This window comes from Arthrobacter agilis (genome assembly GCF_002953615.1).
GTDB lineage: Bacteria > Actinomycetota > Actinomycetes > Actinomycetales > Micrococcaceae > Arthrobacter_D > Arthrobacter_D agilis_B.
Window position 1 is genome coordinate 1,614,453 of the sequence record NZ_CP024915.1, and the last position, 19,530, is coordinate 1,633,982.

Here is a 19,530-nt window from a genome sequence, read left to right on the forward strand (position 1 = left end):
GAATGTTTTCACAAACTCACGGTGAGCGAGGCTAGAGGAGAATGTGATCACCATGGATTGGCGTAGTCGCGCGGCCTGTCTGGACAAGGACCCGGAGCTGTTCTTCCCGGTCGGCAACACCGGACCGGCGCTGCTTCAGATCGAAGAGGCGAAGAGCGTGTGCCGACGCTGCCAGGTGCAGGACACCTGCCTGCAGTGGGCCATCGAGTCGGGCCAGGACGCCGGAGTATGGGGTGGACTGAGTGAGGACGAGCGCCGTGCGCTCAAGCGCCGGGCCGCTCGGGCCCGCCGCGCCTCCTGACCGACGCCGGATCATCCGGCCGGCGCCGGAACACGAACCGGTACGACGAAGGGCCGCCCATCGGGCGGCCCTTCGTCGTTCCTGCGGTGCTGGTTGTGAGGGCGCTAGTTCTGGTTGAGGTGCAGTCCCAGCTCGAGTGTGACGGAGGTTCCGCCGCCGGGGCGGATGCTCCACTCGATCGTCCCGCCGAGTTCACTCGTCACCAGCGTCCGGACGATCTGCAGGCCGAGGCCCTCCGCGTGCCCTCCGGGCGGCAGCCCGACGCCGTCGTCCTCGATCGTCACCCGGAGGATCTCCTCGCCGTCCGGCTCGGTCCGGCGGTTCGCCATCAGCCACACCGTCCCTGCGCGTCCTGACAAGCCGTGCTCGACGGCGTTCGTGACCAGTTCGTTGATCACCAGGGCCAGCGGTGTCGCGAGATCGCTCGGCAGCTCCCCGAAGTCGCCGCTGCGCTCGGTGCGCACCGCCTGCGACGGTGAGGCGACCTCCGCCGACAGGCGGAACTGCCGGGAGATCAGCTCGTCGAAGTCGACACTCTGGGCCAGGCCCTGCGAGAGCGTCTCATGAACCAGGGCGATGGTCGACACCCGTCGCATGGCCTGCTCGAGTCCGAGCTTCCCCTCGTCGCTGACCATCCTGCGGGACTGCATCCGGAGCAGCGCCGCGACGGTCTGCAGGTTGTTCTTCACGCGGTGGTGGATCTCCCGGATGGTCGCGTCCTTCGACACGAGCTCCATCTCGCGGCGTCGGAGCTCGGACACGTCCCGGCAGAGCACGAGGGCGCCGAAGCGCTCCTTCTCGTCGCGGAGCGGGATGGCCCGCAGCGACAGGCTGACGCCGCGGGACCCGATCTCGGTGCGCCAGGGCATCCGGCCGGTGACGACCAGCGGGAGCGTCTCGTCGACCATCCTCCGATCCTTGAGGAGCGCCGTCGTGATCTCCGCGAGGGGCCGTCCCTCGAGGGTCTCCACATCGCCCAACCGTCGGAAGGCGGACACACCGTTGGGGCTGGCGTATTGCACGATCCCGTCGACGTCGAGGCGGATCAACCCGTCACCCACGCGCGGAGCGCCCCGCCGGGAACCGGTCGGCGTCGCGAAGTCGGGCCACAGGCCGAGGGTCCCCATGCGCAGGAGGTCGTAGGCGCACTGCCGGTAGGTCAGCTCGAGCCTCGACGGCATCCTGGAGCTGGAGAGGTCCATGTGCGTGGTGACGACGGCGAGGGTACGGCCGTTGCGCACCATTGGGACCGCCTCGACGCGCATCGCCATCTCGGTGGTCCAGTTCGTCTCGCCCGAGCGTTCGATCTTCTGCGACTCCCAGGCGATGTCGACGAGGGGCTGGAGGTCCGCGCGGATGCGCTCCCCGACGAAGTCGCTGTGGAAGACGGTGTGCGAGGTCGAGGGCCGCGCGTGGGCGAGGGCGACGTAGCCTCCGCCGTCGAGGGGGAACCACAGTGCGAGGTCGGCGAACGCGAGGTCGGCCACCATCTGCCAGTCCCCCACGAGGAGATGGAGCCACTCGGCGTCGCCGGGCTCGAATCCTGCGTACTCGCGGATCGGGTCAGTGAAGATAGCCATGGAGTCTCTCTGTTGCTCGGGTCAGTACGTCGGCGCGGTCGGAGCCCGGGACGGACCGGACCTGCGGCGCAGTGTGCCGCAGGTCCAGTCTGTCACCCCGATCGCCCCGCCCGGGCCGCCGGGGCGGGCTCCGCTACCGCACGATGGACCGCAGGAGGCGCAGCGCGACCGACAGGGACGAGATGTCGTCCTGTTCCAGCTGGTTGACCTCCGCGAACATGTTGCTGGCCCGCTGCAACTGGTCCGCGTTCTGCTCCTGCCAGGCCAGGAGGCGCTCACCCGCATCGCGGTCCTGCAGGTCCTGCGAGGCCCGCAGGACGGCGACGGAGATGTCGGCGATCGTGGAGTAGAGGTCGTCGCGCAGGGCTGCACGTGCCAGGGCCTGCCAGCGATCCGTCCGCGGCAGCGTGGTGATCCGCTCCAGCAGGTCGTCCACCTCGAAGCGGTCGTAGACCGCGTAGTACACCTTGGCGATGTTCTCGACCGGCTCGTCCACCCGGCGCGTGCTGTATGCGATGTCGAGCAGCGCGAAGGACTCGAACTGCTCGGCCCAGTGGCGGCCGAGCTCCTCCGGCAGGTGCCATTCGGTCGCCGTCTCCATCGCTTCGCGCGCACGCTCCCGGTCGCAGCCTCGCAGGTATTCCGAGAGCCGGGCCCGGAACGGGGCCACGAGCGGCTGGAAGGCGGCGATGTCGGCGTCCACCGTCGTGCCGGGCTCCACGTGGTTGACGAACCAGCGCACCGCGCGGTCGAGCAGGCGGCGCAGGTCCAGGTGCACCGTCGTCCAGCGGTCCGTCGGGAAGTCCGCGGGGAGGGCAGCGAGGGTATCGACGGTCTCGTCCAGCGAGTAGATCTCGCGCAGAGCCACGAAGGCGCGGGCGATGACCGGCTCCGGCACTGACGTCTCCTCCATCACGCGGAAGGCGAAGGTGATGCCGCCCAGGTTGATGATGTCGTTGGCGATCACGGTCGAGATGATCTCGCGACGCAGCGGATGCGTGTCGAGCAGGTCGTCGAACCGTTCCACCAGCCGGCGCGGGAAGTAGCGGCGCAGGGTGCCGCTGAAGTACGGGTCGTCCGCGAGGGCGCTGGCGGACAGGACCTTCGTCAGCTCGATCTTGGCGTACGCGGCCAGCACCGACAGTTCCGGTGACGTGAGGCCCTGGCCGGCGTCGAGGCGACGGCGGAGTTCGGCCGTCGACGGTAGCGCTTCCAGGTCGCGGTCGAGATCCGCCTTCTTCTCGAGCCAGTCCATCATCCGCTCGTAGCTCGGGCTCCACTCGATGACCCGCTGGCGGTCGTTGAGCAGCAGGACGTTCTGGTCGATGTTGTCCTGGAGCACGAGGGTGCCGACCTCGTCGGTCATCGAGTGCAGGAACTCCGCGCGCTCCTCCGGCAGCAGGCGCCCGGCACGCACCATCCGGTCGACGAAGATCTTGATGTTGACCTCGTGGTCCGAGCAGTCGACCCCGGCGCTGTTGTCGATGGCGTCCGTGTTGAGCAGGACGCCCGCGAGTGCGGCCTCGATCCGGCCCCGCTGGGTCATGCCGAGGTTGCCGCCCTCGCCGACCACGCGGGCGCGCAGTTCACTGCCGTTGACGCGGATGGCATCGTTCGCGCGGTCCCCGACCTCGCCGTGCGTCTCGTCGGTCGCCTTCACGTAGGTCCCGATGCCGCCGTTGTAGAGCAGGTCGGCAGGCGCCCGCAGGATCGCGCGGAGCAGCTCCGGCGGACTGAGTTTCGACACGCCGTCCTCGAGCCCGAGTGCTTCCCGCACCTGCGGGGAGACGGGGATGGACTTCGCCTGCCGCGGGTAGACCCCGCCACCCTCGCTGATCAGCGCCGTGTCGTAGTCCTCCCAGCTCGAGCGAGGAAGGTCGAACAGCCGACGCCGCTCGGCGAAGGACGCGGCCGCGTCCGGATTAGGGTCGAGGAAGATGTGGCGGTGGTCGAATGCCGCGACTAGGCGGATGTGCTCGGACAGGAGCATGCCGTTGCCGAAGACGTCGCCGCTCATGTCACCGACACCGACCACGGTGAAGTCGTCGGTCTGGGTGTCGACGTCGAACTCGCTGAAGTGCCGCTTGACGGACTCCCAGGCGCCGCGGGCGGTGATGCCCATGGCCTTGTGGTCGTAGCCGACGGAGCCACCGGAGGCGAAGGCGTCACCGAGCCAGAAGTCGTACTCGGCGGAGAGTTCGTTGGCGATGTCCGAGAAGGACGCCGTGCCCTTGTCGGCCGCCACCACCAGATAGGTGTCGTCGTCGTCGTGCCGCACCACGCGGGCGGGAGGCAGGACCGACTCGGTCGTACCGTTCGTGATCACGTTGTCCGTGATGTCGAGCAGGCCCCGGATGAAGGTCCGGTAGCTCGCCTGCCCCTCCGCGAGCCAGGCCTGCCGGTCGGCCGCGGGATCGGGGAGCTGTTTCGCGAAGAAGCCTCCCTTGGCCCCGGTGGGCACGATGACGGCGTTCTTGACCGTCTGCGCCTTCACCAGGCCGAGCACCTCGGTCCGGAAGTCCTCCCGGCGGTCGGACCAGCGCAGGCCGCCGCGGGCCACCTTGCCGAACCGGAGGTGCACGCCCTCGACCTGGGGCGAGTACACCCAGATCTCGAACTTGGGCCGGGGGAACGGCGCTCCGTCGATACGCGCGGTGTCGAACTTGAAGCTGACGTGGCGCTTGTCCTGGAAGTAGTTGGTCCGGAGGGTCGCCTCGATGAGGTTCGCGAAGGTGCGCAGCACGCGGTCGGCGTCGAGGGTCGCCACGCCCTCCAGTCCTTCGTCGAGCGCGGCCCGGGCGGCCGCCGTGGCGACCTCCCTGTCCCCGTCGAGGTCGGGATCGAAACGCGCCGTGAACAGCGCCACGAGGGCACGGCTGACGACGGCATTGCGCTGCAGCGTGTCCGCGACGAAGCCGTAGGAATTGGTGTTGCCCATCTGGCGCAGGTACTTCGCGTAGGCGCGCAGGATCAGCACCTGGCGCCACCCGAGCTCCTCGCTCAGCACGAGGCGGTCGAACTGGTCGGACTCGCTGCGTCCGGTCACCGCGGCGGTGAAGGCGTCCTGCAGCAGGGGTGCGGTTCCGAGCGGCGAGATCCCCGCCGGGTACCGGAGGCCGAGGTCGTAGAGGAAGAACGAACGATCATCCGACCGCGTGATCTCGAACGGCCGCTCGTCCAGCACCTCGAGACCCAGGTTGTGGAGGTAGGGCAGGATCTGCGTGAGGCTCTTCGCCTCCGCCAGGTAGAGCTTGAGGCGAGCGTCCTCGACCGTGCCGGAATCCTGCCGCTCCGGCACGTAGACGTGCAGCTGGAGCGCCCCGGCCTGCGCTGCGGGGAGACGCTCGAAGCGCGAGATGTCCTCCAGCGCGTCCTCGACCTCGTAGTCGACGCGGTAGCTGGGCGGGAAGGACTCCGCCCACAGCGCCGCGAGGCGCTGGGCCGTGTCCTGCTCGAACCTGTCCTGCGCGACCTCGACGATGCCCTCGGACCATGACCGGGCGGCGCGCACGAGACGGTCCTCCAGCTCCGTGGCGTCGACCGCGGGGATCTCGGCTCCCTTCTGCAGCCGGATGCGGAAGAACAGCCGCGCGAGGGCGGATTCGCTCATCCGGGCTTCGAAATCGATCGAATCCGCGTCGAGCGCGGTCCTCAGTTCCTCCTCGATCCGCAGCCGGACGCTCGTGGTGTACCGGTCGCGGGGAAGGTAGACGAGGGCCGACATGAAGCGTCCGTAGACGTCCGGGCGCAGGAACAGCCGCGTCCGCCGGCGTTCCTGGAGCCGCAGGATCCCGAGTGCGGTCGACACCAGGTCGGAGACCTCGATCTGGAAGAGCTCGTCGCGCGGGTAGGTCTCGAGGATGGACAGCAGATCCTTCCCCGAGTGCGAGTCGGACGGGAAGCCGCACCGGCGCAGCACCTCGGTGACCTTGTCGCGGACCAGGGGGACGTTGCGGACCGAGCCGGTGTAGGCGCTGGTGGCGAAGAGTCCGATGAAGCGGCGCTCACCGTTCACGTTGCCCTGCGCGTCGAAGCTCTTGATGCCGATGTAGTCGAGGTATGCCGCGCGGTGCACCGTCGACCGGGAATTGGCCTTCGTGATGACGAGGACGCGGCGTTCACGGGCCTTCGCGCGGCCCGCCGCGGTGAGTTGCTGGAGGTGCCCTCCGCCGGTCCCGTTCCGCAGCAGGCCCAGTCCGCTGCCGTCACGGACCCGCAGGGCGTCGGCGCCTCCCTCGTCCGTCACGAGGTCGTACTCCTTGTAGCCGAGGAAGGTGAAGTTGCCGTCGTCGAGCCACTGCAGGAGCTCCTGTGCCTGCCGCAGGTCGGGGATGTCCTCGGCCCCCGCGATCGAGCCCAGGGTCGACTCGATGGAGCGCACCATGTCGCGCATGGCGGGCCAGTCCTCGACGGCAGACCTGACATCACCCAGCACGCGATGCAGTCCGTCGACGACCGAGTCCCGGGCCGCCGCGTCGGGAAGTCGCGAGACCTCGACCGACATCCAGGACTCGATGTGGGCGGCCCTGCCGGAGATGCCGATCATGTCCCCGACGTTGGGCAGGGCGGCGGTGTCACCGCTGGAGGCGCCGGCCGTGGACGGGACGCGCTTGAGTGCTGCCAGCGCGTGGGTCCCTTCGTCGCGGACCGCGACGAAGGTCGGGTGGACCACCAGCTGGATGGCCGCGTTCTGCCGCACGAGCTCCGCCGTGACGGAGTCGACCAGGAAGGGCATGTCGTCGGTGACGATCATCACGATGCTCGAGGCGCCCTGGTCGATGACACCGACGGCGGCGGTTCCGGGCTCGCGGGACCCGGCGAGATCGCGGTGCGCGAAGGCGCGCTGGCGGAGGTCGATCGGTGCGTAGCCGGCAGCGTCCTCGAGTGCGAGATGCTCGAAGTAGTGCTCTACGAATTCCTCCCCTGACGTGTCCGAGCTGAACTGATCCGTTGTCCTGGATCCAGACGACATGGGGATGGCCTCCGTAACGAAATGAAAGGCCGCTCCGTTGCGACCTCTTACCAAGGAAGCCTATCGGGGTTGCCGGAAAACTTCACGTCGCCGGGTCGCTGCCCCGGCGCCCCTCCGCGTCCCGGCGACGGGCACCTCGGCGAGTTCGGCGATCGCGAGCCGGAGCCGCGAGGCCGGTGCCGTCTCGAGCAGGGCCGTACCCGCGAGGAGCGCCTGGTCGACGGCCGCGTAGTCCACGGGGAGGAAGGCCGAGATCCCCGCCGCCGGCCCGAAGCGCTCCCATGCCTGCCTCAGCTGGTTCTCGGGTGCCCGGCCGACGGCCGTGGCCCTCACCTTGTTGAACACGACGCGCGGTGCGGCGGTCGGCACCACGTCCGCGAGTTCGGCGAGCGCCTTCACCAGGCGGGGGACGCCGACCGCGTCCGCTCCCCCGACGGCGATGAGCGAGTCGGCGGCGTCCAGGCAACGGAGCGTTGCACCGTTGCGGCGGGGTGCGAGTGTATCGAAGCTCAGCTCCTCGTCCGTCTCCAGGCAGAATCCGCAGTCGACGATCGTGACGTCGGCGATCGATCGGGCGGCCTCGAGGACCTGACCGAGGGCGGCCGGGCGCAGCTCGGGCCAGCGGTCGGGCCGCGTGATGCCCGTCAGCACCCTGAGCCGGCCGCCCTTGATGGCCACGTTCACGGCGATCCTGGCGAGGGCCGTACCGTCGAAGCCGCCCTGGTCCGCGATCCGGCAGGCTTGGGGGAGCCCCGCCGACTCGTCGAGGAGCCCCAGCGCGGCACCGACGCTCGCACCGTACGTGTCCGCATCGATCAGCAGGACCGACGTTCCCGCCGCGGCCAGCTCGGCCGCCATGTTCAGGGCCACCGTGGTGCGACCCGGTCCGCCGGGTGGCCCCCAGACCGCCGTGATCCGTCCGTCTCCGGGCGGCTGCGGTGGATCGGCCTGCACGGGGACGGCGACGTCGGGCACGTCCCGCGGGTCGGCGTAGGCGAGCGATCCCCGAGAACCGGCAGATCCGGCGTCGAACCTGTCGACCGCCCGGGACACTGCCTCTGCCAGTGCGGCGGGGTCCACCGATGCGGCGACGTATTCGGCTCCGTCGAGAATCGCCGGACCCTCCGGTGACCCGTCGGTCAGCACGACGACGACGACACCCGCGAACAGCAGCCGGTCGACCAGTGAGGCGGTGAGCTCGACGGCGCCGGACGCGATGATCACGGCGCGTGCGAGACCGGACTGGCAGGCGGCCACGAGTTCGGCGAGCTCCTCGCACCGGCGGACGACCGTGACCGGACCCCTCAGGCGTTCGAGCCCGGGGACGCATGCGCTCGCGGCCGGCCCGAGCGTGAGGACGGGGATATTCACGATCCGGCGCCGGGATCGAGGACGACGGCGATCCGGGCCTCGTTGGAGAGCGCGTCGAGCAACTGGGGCATGGCGGCGTCATCGACGAGGACCTGCACGAGGGTCGACGCGCTTCCACCCAGGGCCGACTCCCCGACGGTCAGCTCGGCGATCTCGGCGGCCTCGAGCAGCAACCGCGGCTCCTCGTACGTGTTCGTGTCCGCCCGGAGGGAGACCCAGACGTCCACCCTGTCACCGGCGGCGGTACCGGAAGGCAGCGGATCCTCGACGGTGAGGCCGACGGGCTTGCGGTCGAGGTCATCGGCGCGGCCGATCGCGGACGCCGGGATGAGTTCACCCCGCGGAATGAGTCTCGTCGCGATGGAATCGTCGGGAAAGCCCTCGTCGACCGGCCGGTAGGCGTCGGCGGAGTCCCCGAGATTCACCGGCACGGCGACGACGTCCTCGAGCGACAGGGCGGAGCCGACGGGGATGTCCTCCCGTGCCGCGTACACCTCCGTGGTGCTGTCCTGACTCTCCAGCAGTGCGATGACCCCGGCCGTCGACGCGAGCACCAGCATCAGTCCGATGAGCAGGCGCGGGTCCTTCCACGACGGCTTCTTCAGCCGCGGGGCCTCACCCTGCAGGTGCACCACGCGTGCGTCACTACTCACTGTCGCCCCCAGAGAACGTGGGCCGCCCGGCGGACGGCCCCTCCTGGCAGCAATTGTTGTGCACGGGAACCACCAAGGGAACCGGTCGGCGCCGAAACGGGACAAACTGTGGAAATCCGGATCAGCGACCGGGCCCGGTGGCACACTGGACGCATACCGGAACAACCAGGAAAGGCGGACCCGTGGCCGAGCGGCGTTTCCTCACCCTCGCCGATGTGGGCGAGGTGCTCAACATCAGTGCGTCCCAGACATACGCCCTTGTCCGGTCCGGTGAACTGCCCGCGATCCAGGTCGGGGGGCGGGGCCAGTGGCGCGTGGAGACGCGCGTCCTCGAGGAGTACATCGCGCAGGCGTACGAGAGGACCGCGTCGGCGCTGAGGAGCGAGGCGGGGAGCACTCCGCTCGCCTGATCTCCTCCCCCCACGACGGGGACGGGACCACCGGCCGCAGGGCCTTCCGCGTGTCGTGCCGGCAACGGGCGCGCCGCTACTCGATGGACGACTCCGACTCGAGCGTGTCGATGGAGCTGAAGGGCACCGTCAGCACCTCGCGGACCTCTGCGGCGCGTCGTTCGTCCCCACGCGGGATCAGCGCCAACTCCAGGAAGTCCGAGCCCACCCGGTCGATCACGCCGAAGCAGCCGGAATCCGCGGACGTCACCCACAGTGCCACCTGCGCCCTGTCCCGGGACAGGGCGCGCAGCACCGGCCCCAGCCCGAGCTTTGCCTCGATCCCCGACAGGGGCTGGCCGACCGCACGGCCGGACGCCCGGACGGTCCGCAGGGCGGGCAGCGGCACGACGACCGACCGTCCCTCCACGGCCAGGGCGAGCCATTGCGCGCCGACATTCGTGAGGACCCCGGTGACCGAGCGGCCTCCTCGCGTGGAGACACCGACCTGTCGCCCGACCTGCCCCGACAGGCGCTGCACCAGTGTCAGGCGGGCCTGCTCCCCGCGCGTGCGTTCACGGATCTCGCTCTCCTGCTGGGCGGAGGCCACCGCGTGCAGTTGCGATTCGAGGTCGGCGAACAGGGCATCCCAGCGCATCGCCCCACGGTAGGTCGCAGTGCTGCAGGGGTCAACCTTCAGCACTGAACATCCAGAGAATCAGTTGTAGACAAACAGCACCAAACTGTATCAAACTGACACGAACGAGGAAGGGATCGAGCCGATGAAGACCTCCGCAGCCGTCCAGGCAGGCGTCATCCTCGTGTGCGGCCTGGTGCTGGCCGGCGCCGGTTCGGTTCTGCTCCGGACCCGGCCGGCGTCGGGCCGCCCCGGGCTGGAGAGTACGCTCGGGATCGGCCTGGCCGCGCTCGGGACGGCCATCCTCGCATGGTGGGTGCTCGCGCTCGGAGCCGCCGTCCTGGCCGAACTCCTGCGCCGGCACGGCCGGCCGGCCGCCGCGGACCTCGCTGCGGGATGCGCTCCCCCGGTCATGCGCCGTCTCGCGGCCGTCCTGCTCGGCATCAATCTCCTCGCGCTGCCTGCCATGGCCTCTGCAGCACCGGGCGGCACGGCGTCCGACGTCGGCGGGCCGACGGGGACCGGCGCACCTCCTGCGGCTTCCTTGCTCGGCACCGACACCCGAGGCGACACCCGAGGCGACACCCGAGGCGACGCCGAGGGCGACACCGAGCGCGGGATCTCGCCCTACTGGGTGCCGACTCCCTCCCCCGCCGTCGCGGACGGGCAGCAGACGGGGCAGCCACCCGGGTCCCCGGTCCCACCGGGCTGGGAGCCGGCGCCGATGCCGGCCGACGGGAGCCTCCTGGTCCGACCGGCGACGAGGGCGCCGGTCGGCGCGGCCGAGGTCGTCGTCGCACCCGGGGACTCGCTCTGGTCGATCGTCGCGGCCAGGCTCGGACCGCTCGCGACCGCGGCGGACGTCGCAGAAGCCTGGCCGGGCTGGTTCGCCGCGAACCGTTCGGTCATCGGGGACGATCCATCGCTCCTTCTGCCCGGCCAGGTCCTGCACGCCCCGTTCCCGTGAACTCCGCCGCATCGGCCATCGCGGCACGGCCGGCCCGGATCAGCCGCCCGTCCCGGCGACGCACGGCCGGTCGATCAGCACGTCCTGGTACCCGTCCGAGGAAAGGATCCGCCATGCCCGCTACGACCCAGCTCCACCGCAGTCCGACAGCGCAGCTCGCCCAGGTCAGCGGAGCTCCGCGTCCGCTCCTCACACCGCCGGGACAGCCCGCGGTGCCGGCTCCCGTGATACCCCTGCGGCCCGGGATCGGGACCGCGCCCGATTCGTTCCCCGGTGGTCCTTCTGCCCGCAGCGACCGAGTCTCCGCTGAGGACCAGGAGCTGTCCCGCAGGATCTCGGGCATCGCCCGGTCCGTCGCCCAGGGCGCCCTCGAGGTGCTCGGCGGATCACGCCCGCTGCAGCAGATGGCGCGGTGGCTCGATCAGGAGAACTACGAACGGCTGCAGCTGAGGACGAATCTGGTCCGATGCGTGGGCATTGCACCGGCGTCCCCTGCGGGCCTGCCCGCGGCGAGCGCACACCGGCACATCGTCGTCCGCTCGGCGAGGGTATGTCCGGTCGGTCCGGGCGTCTTCGAGGCGTCGGTGGTCGCCTTCGACCAGAAACGCGTCCGCGCCGTCGCTCTTCGGATAGAGCTACGGCGCGGGGCGTGGCGGGTGACCGCCTTGGAGATCGGCTGACTATTTCTTCCGGGCCTTCTTGCCGCCCGCCGCAGCCGGCTGCGTCTTGTTGCGCTCCACGTGTATCTCGGCGTCGCCCTGCGCATTGGGCGCCGTGAAGTTGAGGGTGGCCGGCTTCGCCGGTGCGTCGAGCCCCGCGGCCTTGATGGTCGGAGCCTGGACGACGCCGCGTCCGTCGGTGACCCCCGGGAGCCCGGTCTGCGCGGGGGCGGAGACCTCGACGTCCAGGTTGAACAGGTACCCGATGCTCTCCTCGCGGATCGACTCCATCATGGCCTGGAACAGGATGAATCCCTCGCGCTGGTACTCGACCAGCGGGTCGCGCTGGGCCATCGCGCGGAGGCCGATGCCCTCCTTGAGGTAATCCATCTCGTAGAGGTGCTCCTGCCACTTCCTGCCGATCACCGAGAGGACCACGCGGCGCTCGAGCTCCCGCATCGTCTGCTCGCCGAGGGCCTCCTCACGCGCCTGGTAGGCCAGCTTGGCATCGGAGAGGATCTCGTCGTGGAGGAAGTCGCGCGTCAGCTTCGACTTGCCGCCCGCTTCCTCGATGACCTCGTCGGCGGTCAGCGTGATGGGGTACAGCGTCCTGAGGTTCGTCCACAGGACCTCGTAGTCCCAGTCGTCGCCGTGGCCCTGTTCCGTCGCCTCGTCGACCATCGCGGTGATGACGTCCTCGAGGAAGAACTGGACCTTCTCCTTGAGGTCGCCGCCCTCGAGGATCCGCCGGCGGTCGCCGTAGATCGCTTCGCGCTGGCGGTTCAGGACGTCGTCGTACTTCAGGACGTTCTTGCGCTGCTCGGCATTGCGGCCCTCGACCTGGCCCTGCGCGTTCTCGATCGCCTTGGATACCAGCTTCGACTCGAGGGCGACGTCGTCGGGCATGGTGGCGCTGTTCATGATGCGCTCGGCGCCTCCGGAGTTGAACAGCCGCATGAGGTCGTCCGTCAGCGACAGGTAGAAGCGTGACCGGCCGGGGTCGCCCTGGCGTCCGGACCGTCCGCGCAACTGGTTGTCGATGCGGCGCGACTCGTGCCGCTCCGTACCGAGCACGTACAGGCCGCCCAGCTCGCGGACCTCGTCCTGTTCGGCCTTGACCGCTCCCTTCGCGGCTTCGAGGGCGTCGGGCCACTTGGCCTCGTACTCCTCGGGGTTGTCCGCGGGATCGAGCCCCAGCTTCTCGAGGGCCGCCACGGCGTTGAACTCGGCATTGCCGCCCAGCATGATGTCGGTGCCGCGGCCTGCCATGTTCGTGGCCACGGTGACGGCACCCTTGCGGCCGGCCTGCGCGATGATCGCGGCTTCGCGCGCGTGGTTCTTCGCGTTCAGCACCTCGTGGCGGACGCCCGCTTTCGCGAGCTGCTTGGACAGGTACTCGCTCTTCTCGACGCTCGTCGTACCGACCAGGACCGGCTGTCCGCTCTCGTGGCGCTCGACGATGTCCTTCACGACGGCGTCGAACTTGGCGACCTCGTTCTTGTAGATGAGGTCGGACAGGTCCTTGCGTGCCATGTCCTTGTTCGTGGGGATGGGCACCACACCGAGCTTGTAGGTGGACATGAACTCGGCTGCTTCGGTCTCGGCCGTTCCGGTCATGCCGGAGAGCTTGTCGTAGAGGCGGAAGTAGTTCTGCAGCGTGACTGTCGCGAGGGTCTGGTTCTCCGCCTTGATCTCCACGCCCTCCTTCGCCTCGATGGCCTGGTGCATGCCTTCGTTGTAGCGCCGGCCGGCGAGGATGCGTCCGGTGTGCTCGTCGACGATCATGACCTCGCCGTTGAGGACCACGTAGTCCTTGTCGCGCTTGAAGAGCTCCTTGGCCTTGATGGCATTGTTCAGGAACCCGATCAGCGGCGTGTTCGCGGACTCGTAGAGGTTGGAGATGCCGAGGTAGTCCTCGACCTTCTCGATGCCGTCCTCGAGGACGCCCACGGTGCGCTTCTTCTCGTCGACCTCGTAATCGGTGTCGACGGAGAGCTTCTGGACGACCTTCGCGAACTCGTTGTACCAGCGGTTCACGTCGCCGGAGGCCTGACCGCTGATGATCAGGGGCGTGCGGGCCTCGTCGATCAGGATCGAGTCGACCTCGTCGACGATCGCGAAGTTGTGGCCGCGCTGCACCAGCTCCGCGGCGCTCCATGCCATGTTGTCGCGCAGGTAGTCGAACCCGAACTCGTTGTTCGTGCCGTACGTGATGTCCGCCGCGTACTGCTCCCGGCGGGTGGCCGGATCCTGCTTGGACAGGATGCAGCCGCTGGTCAGCCCGAGGAACCGGTAGACGCGGCCCATGAGGTCCGACTGGTACTCGGCCAGGTAGTCGTTGACGGTGACCACGTGGACGCCCTTGCCGGTGAGCGCATTGAGGTAGGCCGGGGCGGTCGCCACGAGGGTCTTGCCCTCTCCGGTCTTCATCTCGGCGATGTTCCCCAGGTGGAGGGCGGCTCCGCCCATCAGCTGGACGTCGAAGTGGCGGAGCCCGAGTGTGCGGCTCGACGCCTCGCGCACGGCGGCGAAGGCTTCCGGCAGCAGCTCGTCGAGGGTGGCGCCGTCCGCGTGGCGCTTCTTCAGCCGATCGGTCTCACCGCGCAACTCTGCGTCGGTCATCCCGCGGAATTCGTCCTCCAGGACATTGATCGCGTCGGCATAGTTGCGGAGTCGCTTCAGTGTCTTCTTATCGCCGGTGCGTAGTACTCGTTCAAGAAGTGATGGCACTGGTATCTGCTCCCAATCTGATGCTGCCCAAAGATGGCGTATCTAGTCTACGTGAGGGACGTTCGGGATCCCGATCCCGTTCCCTGCGTCCCTGCCCGGCGGCGCGGGACCGCGTGTCCGCTCAGAGTAGCGTGCCGACCTGAGCGGCGAGTGATGGCGCGAGGTTCCCGCGATCCTCCACGACAACCTCGACCAGGCCCAGCCACTGCGCGAGCAGGCGCAGTTCGTCGGCCAGCTCGGCGGCGGTGTCCCCGGGGGCGCCGGGTTCGACGTGGCTGGCCCGGACCAGCAGGCGCTTTGTTGTCCGGTCGGCCTTGAGGTCCACCCGGGCTGCGATGGTGTCGCGGAGCAGGAAGGGCAGCACGTAGTAGCCGTGGATGCGCCGCTCCGCCGGGGTGTAGATCTCGATGCGGTAGTGGACGTCGAAGAGCCTGTGGAGCCGGTCGCGCTCGAAGACGAGGGAATCGAACGGGCTCAGGAGCGCCCTGCCCCTGGCCTGGCGGGGCAGGGCCGCCGCCGGGTGCAGGTACCAGGGTTCCGTCCCTCCGTCGACGACGACGGTCTCCACGACACCGGCGCCCGCGAGCCCGTCGAGGACGGCCCGTGTCTCCCGGACCGGTGTCCGGAAGTAGTCGGCGACCGAGCGGGCGGGTGCGACGCCGAGGGCTCCCAGCGCGCGCTCGGCCAGGACGGCGAGGGCGTCGGTCCGGTCCGGTCCCGCCGTGGCGAGAGACGCATCGGGAAGCACCTGGGTGATGGGCGCGTAGAGGCGTTCGAACTGGGCCGTCCGTCCCGCCGATCCCACCTCGCCCCGCGCGAAGAGATCCTCGAGGACCCGCTTCGCTGCGGTCCACCGCCACCCCCAGCCGTCCTCGGGACGTGTCGTATCCGCTCCGAGGAGTCGCTGGATCTCCGAGGCGGGAAGCGGCGTCCCCTCGTCGAGGAGCTCGCGGATGGCGGCTTCGAGAGCTTGGCGCAGTGCGTCCGGCACGCCGGCCGCTCCCATCCAGGTGCGCCGCTGCCATACCCGCAGGTGTGGGAACAACGCCGGGGGAACGAGGCTCGCCTCATGCGCCCAGTACTCGACCAGCGTGCGGGGTCCCGTGGAGTAGAGGTCTTCCAGGTCCTTGCGGTCGTAGGAGCCGAGGCGAGAGAACAGGGGCAGGTAGTGCGATCGGGCGAGGACGTTCACCGAGTCGATCTGGAGGACCTGCAGGCGCTGGACGGCGGAGTTCACGGCGCGGCGGGACGACGGCGCCCGGAGACGGGGGCGGTGCAGGCCCTGGGCGGCGAGGACGATGCGCCGGGCCTGTGCGGTGGTGAGGTTCGGCATGGGCTCCTGCATGGAACTGCCCCCGCGCAGGGCGGGGGCAGTTCCGTATCGGTCGTCGCGACCGGCGGGAGCCGGCGCGGGGGTGGTCGTTCCTAGGCTGACGCTGCTTCCTTCGCCCGGTAGGCGAGGAGTTCCTCATGGGGTTCCTCGGTCCCCTCGGCGCACTTCGAATCGAGGGTGATGACGCCGTAGGTCCAGCCCTGCCGCCGGTAGACCACGGACGGTGCGCCCGTCGCCGAGTCGACGAAGAGGTAGAAGGCGTGGCCGACCAGTTCCATGTTGTCGACCGCGTCATCGAGCGTCATGGGAGTACCCGAGAAGACCTTGCGGCGGATCAGCACGGGAGAGTCGCCGGCAGGGACGTCGTCCGGCGTGGAGTAGGCGTCGACGTCCTCGGGCTCGGTCGCGGGCTGGGGAACGGGCTCGTGCGAGGTCGGCTCGATCACCGGCGTCTCGAGATAGATGGGCTGCGCGGGATCCGCCGGTTCGAGGTCGGCCGTGGCCACTCTGACGGCCACGGGCGTGTGCCGGCCGTGGTGGACCTTCCGCCGGTCGCGGGCCCGGCGCAGGCGCTCCAGGAGCTTCCCGTAGGCGAGATCGAAGGCGGCGAACTTGTCGGCGGCGGAGGCCTCGGCCCGGATGACCGGGCCCTTGCAGAGGACGGTCAGCTCGACCGTGAGCGAGGTGTCCGCCATGCGTGCGCTGGGTTCCTTGGTGATCTTCGCGTCGACGCGCTGTACCTTGTCGCCGAGCTGCTCTATCTTGTCGATCTTCTCCGTCGCGTACTCACGGAAACGGTCCGATACCGCCAGGTTCCGACCATTGATCACAAATTCCATGGTGCCCTCCACATCACTAGGTGACACGACGGCGGCCTGGCGAGATGCATAGCCACCGCCGACGGGTACGTGTCGTCACTGTCTGGTACCCGTACTTCACGGTAGTTCACGACTGTCCGTTATTCATCCCTTGGTGCTCCGAAACTTGCGGTGGCTTGACGGCCGCCTCTCAGGACACCATCGGTGGCACGGCCGGGGGCACCTGCACGCGTCGGGCGGCGTCCCCGACCGGCGAGGACGTGGCGGCGATGACGGCCGCGCCGAGCACGCGCGCCCCGGAGAGCACCAGTACACGGTGGACCTCCCCGATGGTCGCACCCGTGGTGAGCACGTCGTCGACGATGATGCAGTCCCTCCCGGCCAGGGCACCCCGGCTGCGTGCGGGCAGCTCCATCGTGTGCAGCACATTCGTACGGCGCCGCCGTCGGCCGAGGCCCTTCTGCCCGCCGCCCCACCCCGACCGCACCCCTGCGAGCGCCGCCGGGAGGGAGGGGATCCCGCCCTGTCCGACGGTGGCCGCGAACCTCGCGAACTGCGGGACCTGCCGCAGGCAGGGGGCGAGGACCGCGGAGGCGGGCAGGTGTCCCGCACGGTCGAGCCTGGACAGGAGGAGCATCAGCGGATCGTAGCCGCGCCGCCGTCGGGACGACGGGCGGGTCGGCACCGGGACGACCAGGACGGGCTGCGCCCCGGCAGGCTCCGGGACCCGGAAGGCACGGGCCGCTTCGTGGAGGACGCCCGCGAGGGCTGCCCCGACGGGTGCGGCCAGGTCGACGTGGCCGTGGTTCTTGTAGGCCAGCAGGACCACCGACACGGCACGGCCGTACCGGCCAGCGGCGAGTACGGGCAGCGGTCCGTGGCTCGGCCCGGGCAGCAGGCGCCCGTTCTCCCCCGGCGCGCCCAGCTCGACGTCCGGGAGCGACTCCGCGCCGTCGTCGGCGCGGAAGGGACGCGCCGTCGCCCTGCGGAACGCCGCGAGGCACCCGCCGCACAGCGACGTGTCCCACGCGCCGCAGAGCACGCACGACGACGGCAGGAGCAGGGCACCGAAGGCGGACACGGCGCGGGCGAGCCGCCGGCAGGTCCGTCCGAAGACGAGCCTGTCCAGGACCGGGGAGAGGACGGCAGCTCGCATGGGCCCATGCCATCACCCCGGCGCCGGCGGGCGAAGGCCGGTTCCCGCTATGTGGACATCCCTCCCCGGGGGGAGCCGGACCTACCCCGGGGAAGGCCCTACCCCGGGGAAGGCCCTACCCCGGGAAGGCTGGGTCGAGCACCTGGAGCTGCTCGTCCACCCAGCTGTTGCCGATGCGCCGGTAGAGGGTGCTGCCGGCCTGCGCGTAGAAGGTGTCCTCAGCGTCGGAGCCCGCGCTGATGCCGAGGACCCCGTCGAGTGCGGCCATGGTCTCCTGCTCGCCGTCGAGCTGGAGGATGACCGGGGTGGCCTCCTCGTCCGCGCCGGTCGACGACGCGACGATCGTGCTCTGGCCGGCCCACTTCGCCGTGTCGACGGTCCCGTCGGTCGGCAGCGTGAGCGGCGTGGTGAGCGATTGCGGCACGCCCTCGGTGGAGCGGATGATGCCGGCCAGCAGTACCTCACTGGTTCCGCCCCGCTCGGTGACGACCAGCGCGCGGGACCCGTCCCGCGACACGCGCAGCTCCTCCACGGTCCGGTCGCCGAGCCAGCCGGCGGCCAGGACGGAGGCGTTCGCTTCGGTCCCACCCGGCGGGATGGCGATGACCTCACGGCGTCCCGCGACGGCCCTGGTGGTCCACACCCAGTTCTCCGGGTCGAAGGAGGGCTGCGTCAGGGCGCTGCCCTTGCCGACGCTGCGTGCCTGGCTGCCCGGAGCGGTGACGTACAGGGTGGTCCTGTCCGCGTTCACGAAGGCGTAGGCACTTCCGGAGACCGATGCCGCCGGGTCACGGGGCTGGAGCCCGGCGACGGAGGGCAGTCCCTCGATCGGTACGACGGCGCCGTTGCGGACCCGCACCAGCTCGCCACCGGCGATACCGACCTGCTCGCCGCCGACGTCGGGGGTCAGCTCGGGGACGACCAGGTCCGCGGAGGTCGCCCCGAGCTCGATGGGCCGTCCGCTGGTCATCTCCACGGAGGTGACGTCGTTGAGGCCCAGCAGATTGACCTGCAGCTGCTGGTTCATCTGCTGCAGGCCGAGGTCGGTGGCGTTCTCGAGGACCTCGGACGAGAGCTCGACCGAGGCCCTGCCGGAGGTGATCGGGACGGAGTCCCGGGCGAGCGTGACCCCTTCGGGGAACGCACTGGTCACCGAGCCCTGCAGGTAGGGAGCAGGGCCGGCCAGCATGGCGCCCACGATCCTCGCGGTCACGCCGGTCCTGCGGACGAACCACCGCGCATCGGGCACCCAGAAGCGGTAGTTGCTGCTGTAGAAGTACAGGTCGTGCGAGATCAGGAGGTCCTGGGCACTGCTCTGGGCGAGCATGATCCCGTCGGGGATCTCACCGATCCGCCACTCCCCGTTGACCTGGACCATGCGCACGCCCAGCGTCTCGGTCGCCGGGACGGCACTGTTGGTCCGCAGCCCCCGGCCGTCCACCGTGCCTGTCGTCTCCAGCTGGATCTGGTAGACGCCTTCGGCTTCGCGCTTCTCCACGCGGGGGTCGGACCGGAAGAGGACGATCCGCTCCTCGGGCTTCCAGGTCTTCTCGAGTTCCGGCGTCAGGTACTGGCGGGCCACGCTGTAGCCGTCGCCCGCACCCGTGCCCGCGGTGATGAAGTCACGGAGGATCCGCTCGGGCGTCGCGCCGGACGCGGGACCCTGCGGATCGAAGGCGGGTGCGACGGCGTCCGGCTCACCCTCGGCCGCCGGTATCACGCCGACCGGTCCTTGCGTGGGGATGGCCGAGCAGCCCGCCACCAGCAGGAAGCACAGCGCGAGCAGTGCGGCGAGGACCCGCGCCGGCACACCCGGGCCACCGGGCCGACGGCCGGGCCGGTTCCGTGTCATCGTGCTAGTTCCTGGCACTGCTCTCCCTCGTTCCGCTCCCGGCATCCTCTGCCGGGGCCGTGTCCATGGCGCCACCGGCGGGAAGGGCGCGGGGCGGGCGGGCGACGGGCAC

General features: G+C 69.9%; 14 protein-coding genes. 4 read left to right on the forward strand and 10 right to left on the reverse strand.

The genetic code is table 11. The annotated features are described in order from the left end of the window. The first annotated feature begins 52 nt into the window (after positions 1-52). A complete protein-coding gene (locus CVO76_RS07750; RefSeq protein WP_055769355.1) occupies positions 53-301 on the forward strand; it encodes a WhiB family transcriptional regulator in 249 nt (82 codons plus the stop codon). Between the two features lie 104 nt (positions 302-405). Here CVO76_RS07750 and CVO76_RS07755 read toward each other — a convergent pair whose 3' ends face one another. The 4 genes from CVO76_RS07755 to CVO76_RS07770 all read right to left on the reverse strand — a co-directional run bounded on the left by CVO76_RS07755 (position 406) and on the right by CVO76_RS07770 (position 8,877). Continuing rightward, positions 406-1,881: a sensor histidine kinase gene (locus CVO76_RS07755; protein ID WP_133080927.1), complete on the reverse strand. Its 1,476-nt coding sequence runs from the start codon at positions 1,879-1,881 to the stop codon at positions 406-408. Positions 1,882-2,014: 133 nt separating this feature from the next. Then, a complete protein-coding gene (locus tag CVO76_RS07760; protein ID WP_208741555.1) occupies positions 2,015-6,853 on the reverse strand; it encodes an NAD-glutamate dehydrogenase in 4,839 nt (1,612 codons plus the stop codon). A gap of 60 nt (positions 6,854-6,913) precedes the next feature. Further along, positions 6,914-8,224: an AAA family ATPase gene (locus CVO76_RS07765; RefSeq protein WP_208741556.1), complete on the reverse strand. Its 1,311-nt coding sequence runs from the start codon at positions 8,222-8,224 to the stop codon at positions 6,914-6,916. Continuing rightward, positions 8,221-8,877 carry an SAF domain-containing protein gene (locus tag CVO76_RS07770; RefSeq protein WP_244186267.1) on the reverse strand — a complete coding sequence of 219 codons (657 nt, stop codon included), beginning with the start codon at positions 8,875-8,877 and terminating at the stop codon, positions 8,221-8,223. Before CVO76_RS07770 ends, CVO76_RS07765 begins: the two co-directional genes overlap by 4 nt. A 182-nt stretch (positions 8,878-9,059) precedes the next feature. Here CVO76_RS07770 and CVO76_RS07775 point away from each other — a divergent pair, with 182 nt between their 5' ends. Continuing rightward, on the forward strand, positions 9,060-9,287 hold the full coding sequence (locus CVO76_RS07775) for a helix-turn-helix domain-containing protein (RefSeq protein WP_133080930.1): 228 nt from the start codon (positions 9,060-9,062) through the stop codon (positions 9,285-9,287). A gap of 76 nt (positions 9,288-9,363) precedes the next feature. Here CVO76_RS07775 and CVO76_RS07780 read toward each other — a convergent pair whose 3' ends face one another. Then, on the reverse strand, positions 9,364-9,924 hold the full coding sequence (locus CVO76_RS07780; protein WP_208741557.1) for a hypothetical protein: 561 nt from the start codon (positions 9,922-9,924) through the stop codon (positions 9,364-9,366). A 124-nt stretch (positions 9,925-10,048) separates the two neighbouring features. Between CVO76_RS07780 and CVO76_RS07785 the strand changes: the two genes are divergently transcribed. Both CVO76_RS07785 and CVO76_RS07790 read left to right on the forward strand, forming a co-directional pair. After that, complete coding sequence (locus CVO76_RS07785; RefSeq protein ID WP_208741558.1) at positions 10,049-10,870, forward strand: LysM peptidoglycan-binding domain-containing protein; 822 nt, start codon at positions 10,049-10,051, stop codon at positions 10,868-10,870. 113 nt (positions 10,871-10,983) lie between these two features. After that, positions 10,984-11,550 (forward strand): Rv3235 family protein, encoded by a 567-nt coding sequence (locus tag CVO76_RS07790; RefSeq protein WP_208741559.1) that lies wholly within the window; start codon positions 10,984-10,986, stop codon positions 11,548-11,550. On the opposite strand, the gene secA is transcribed toward CVO76_RS07790, so the two are convergent. The 5 genes from secA to CVO76_RS07815 form a co-directional block, all read right to left on the reverse strand. Then, positions 11,551-14,259, reverse strand: coding sequence for a preprotein translocase subunit SecA (secA, locus tag CVO76_RS07795; protein WP_208741560.1), 2,709 nt, complete (start codon positions 14,257-14,259; stop codon positions 11,551-11,553). A gap of 121 nt (positions 14,260-14,380) precedes the next feature. After that, a complete protein-coding gene (locus CVO76_RS07800; protein WP_208741561.1) occupies positions 14,381-15,592 on the reverse strand; it encodes a winged helix-turn-helix domain-containing protein in 1,212 nt (403 codons plus the stop codon). Between the two features lie 92 nt (positions 15,593-15,684). Beyond that, entirely contained in the window at positions 15,685-16,431 is a 747-nt protein-coding gene (gene hpf, locus CVO76_RS07805; protein ID WP_208741562.1) for a ribosome hibernation-promoting factor, HPF/YfiA family, read from the reverse strand. A 169-nt stretch (positions 16,432-16,600) separates the two neighbouring features. Continuing rightward, positions 16,601-17,566, reverse strand: coding sequence for a ComF family protein (locus CVO76_RS07810; RefSeq protein ID WP_208741563.1), 966 nt, complete (start codon positions 17,564-17,566; stop codon positions 16,601-16,603). A gap of 115 nt (positions 17,567-17,681) precedes the next feature. Next, entirely contained in the window at positions 17,682-19,418 is a 1,737-nt protein-coding gene (locus CVO76_RS07815) for an LpqB family beta-propeller domain-containing protein (protein WP_208741564.1), read from the reverse strand. Positions 19,419-19,530 lie beyond the last annotated feature (112 nt).

Excerpts from the sequence above, each read along its gene's own strand:
- CVO76_RS07750 (WP_055769355.1), top strand. The coding sequence starts at position 53 with ATGGATTGGCGTAGTCGCGCGGCCTGTCTGGACAAGGACCCGGAGCTG.
- CVO76_RS07755 (WP_133080927.1), bottom strand. The coding sequence starts at position 1,881 with ATGGCTATCTTCACTGACCCGATCCGCGAGTACGCAGGATTCGAGCCC.
- CVO76_RS07760 (WP_208741555.1), bottom strand. The coding sequence starts at position 6,853 with ATGTCGTCTGGATCCAGGACAACGGATCAGTTCAGCTCGGACACGTCA.
- CVO76_RS07780 (WP_208741557.1), bottom strand. The coding sequence starts at position 9,924 with ATGCGCTGGGATGCCCTGTTCGCCGACCTCGAATCGCAACTGCACGCG.
- CVO76_RS07785 (WP_208741558.1), top strand. The coding sequence starts at position 10,049 with ATGAAGACCTCCGCAGCCGTCCAGGCAGGCGTCATCCTCGTGTGCGGC.
- CVO76_RS07790 (WP_208741559.1), top strand. The coding sequence starts at position 10,984 with ATGCCCGCTACGACCCAGCTCCACCGCAGTCCGACAGCGCAGCTCGCC.
- CVO76_RS07800 (WP_208741561.1), bottom strand. The coding sequence starts at position 15,592 with ATGCCGAACCTCACCACCGCACAGGCCCGGCGCATCGTCCTCGCCGCC.
- hpf (WP_208741562.1), bottom strand. The coding sequence starts at position 16,431 with ATGGAATTTGTGATCAATGGTCGGAACCTGGCGGTATCGGACCGTTTC.
- CVO76_RS07810 (WP_208741563.1), bottom strand. The coding sequence starts at position 17,566 with ATGCGAGCTGCCGTCCTCTCCCCGGTCCTGGACAGGCTCGTCTTCGGA.
- CVO76_RS07815 (WP_208741564.1), bottom strand. The coding sequence starts at position 19,418 with ATGACACGGAACCGGCCCGGCCGTCGGCCCGGTGGCCCGGGTGTGCCG.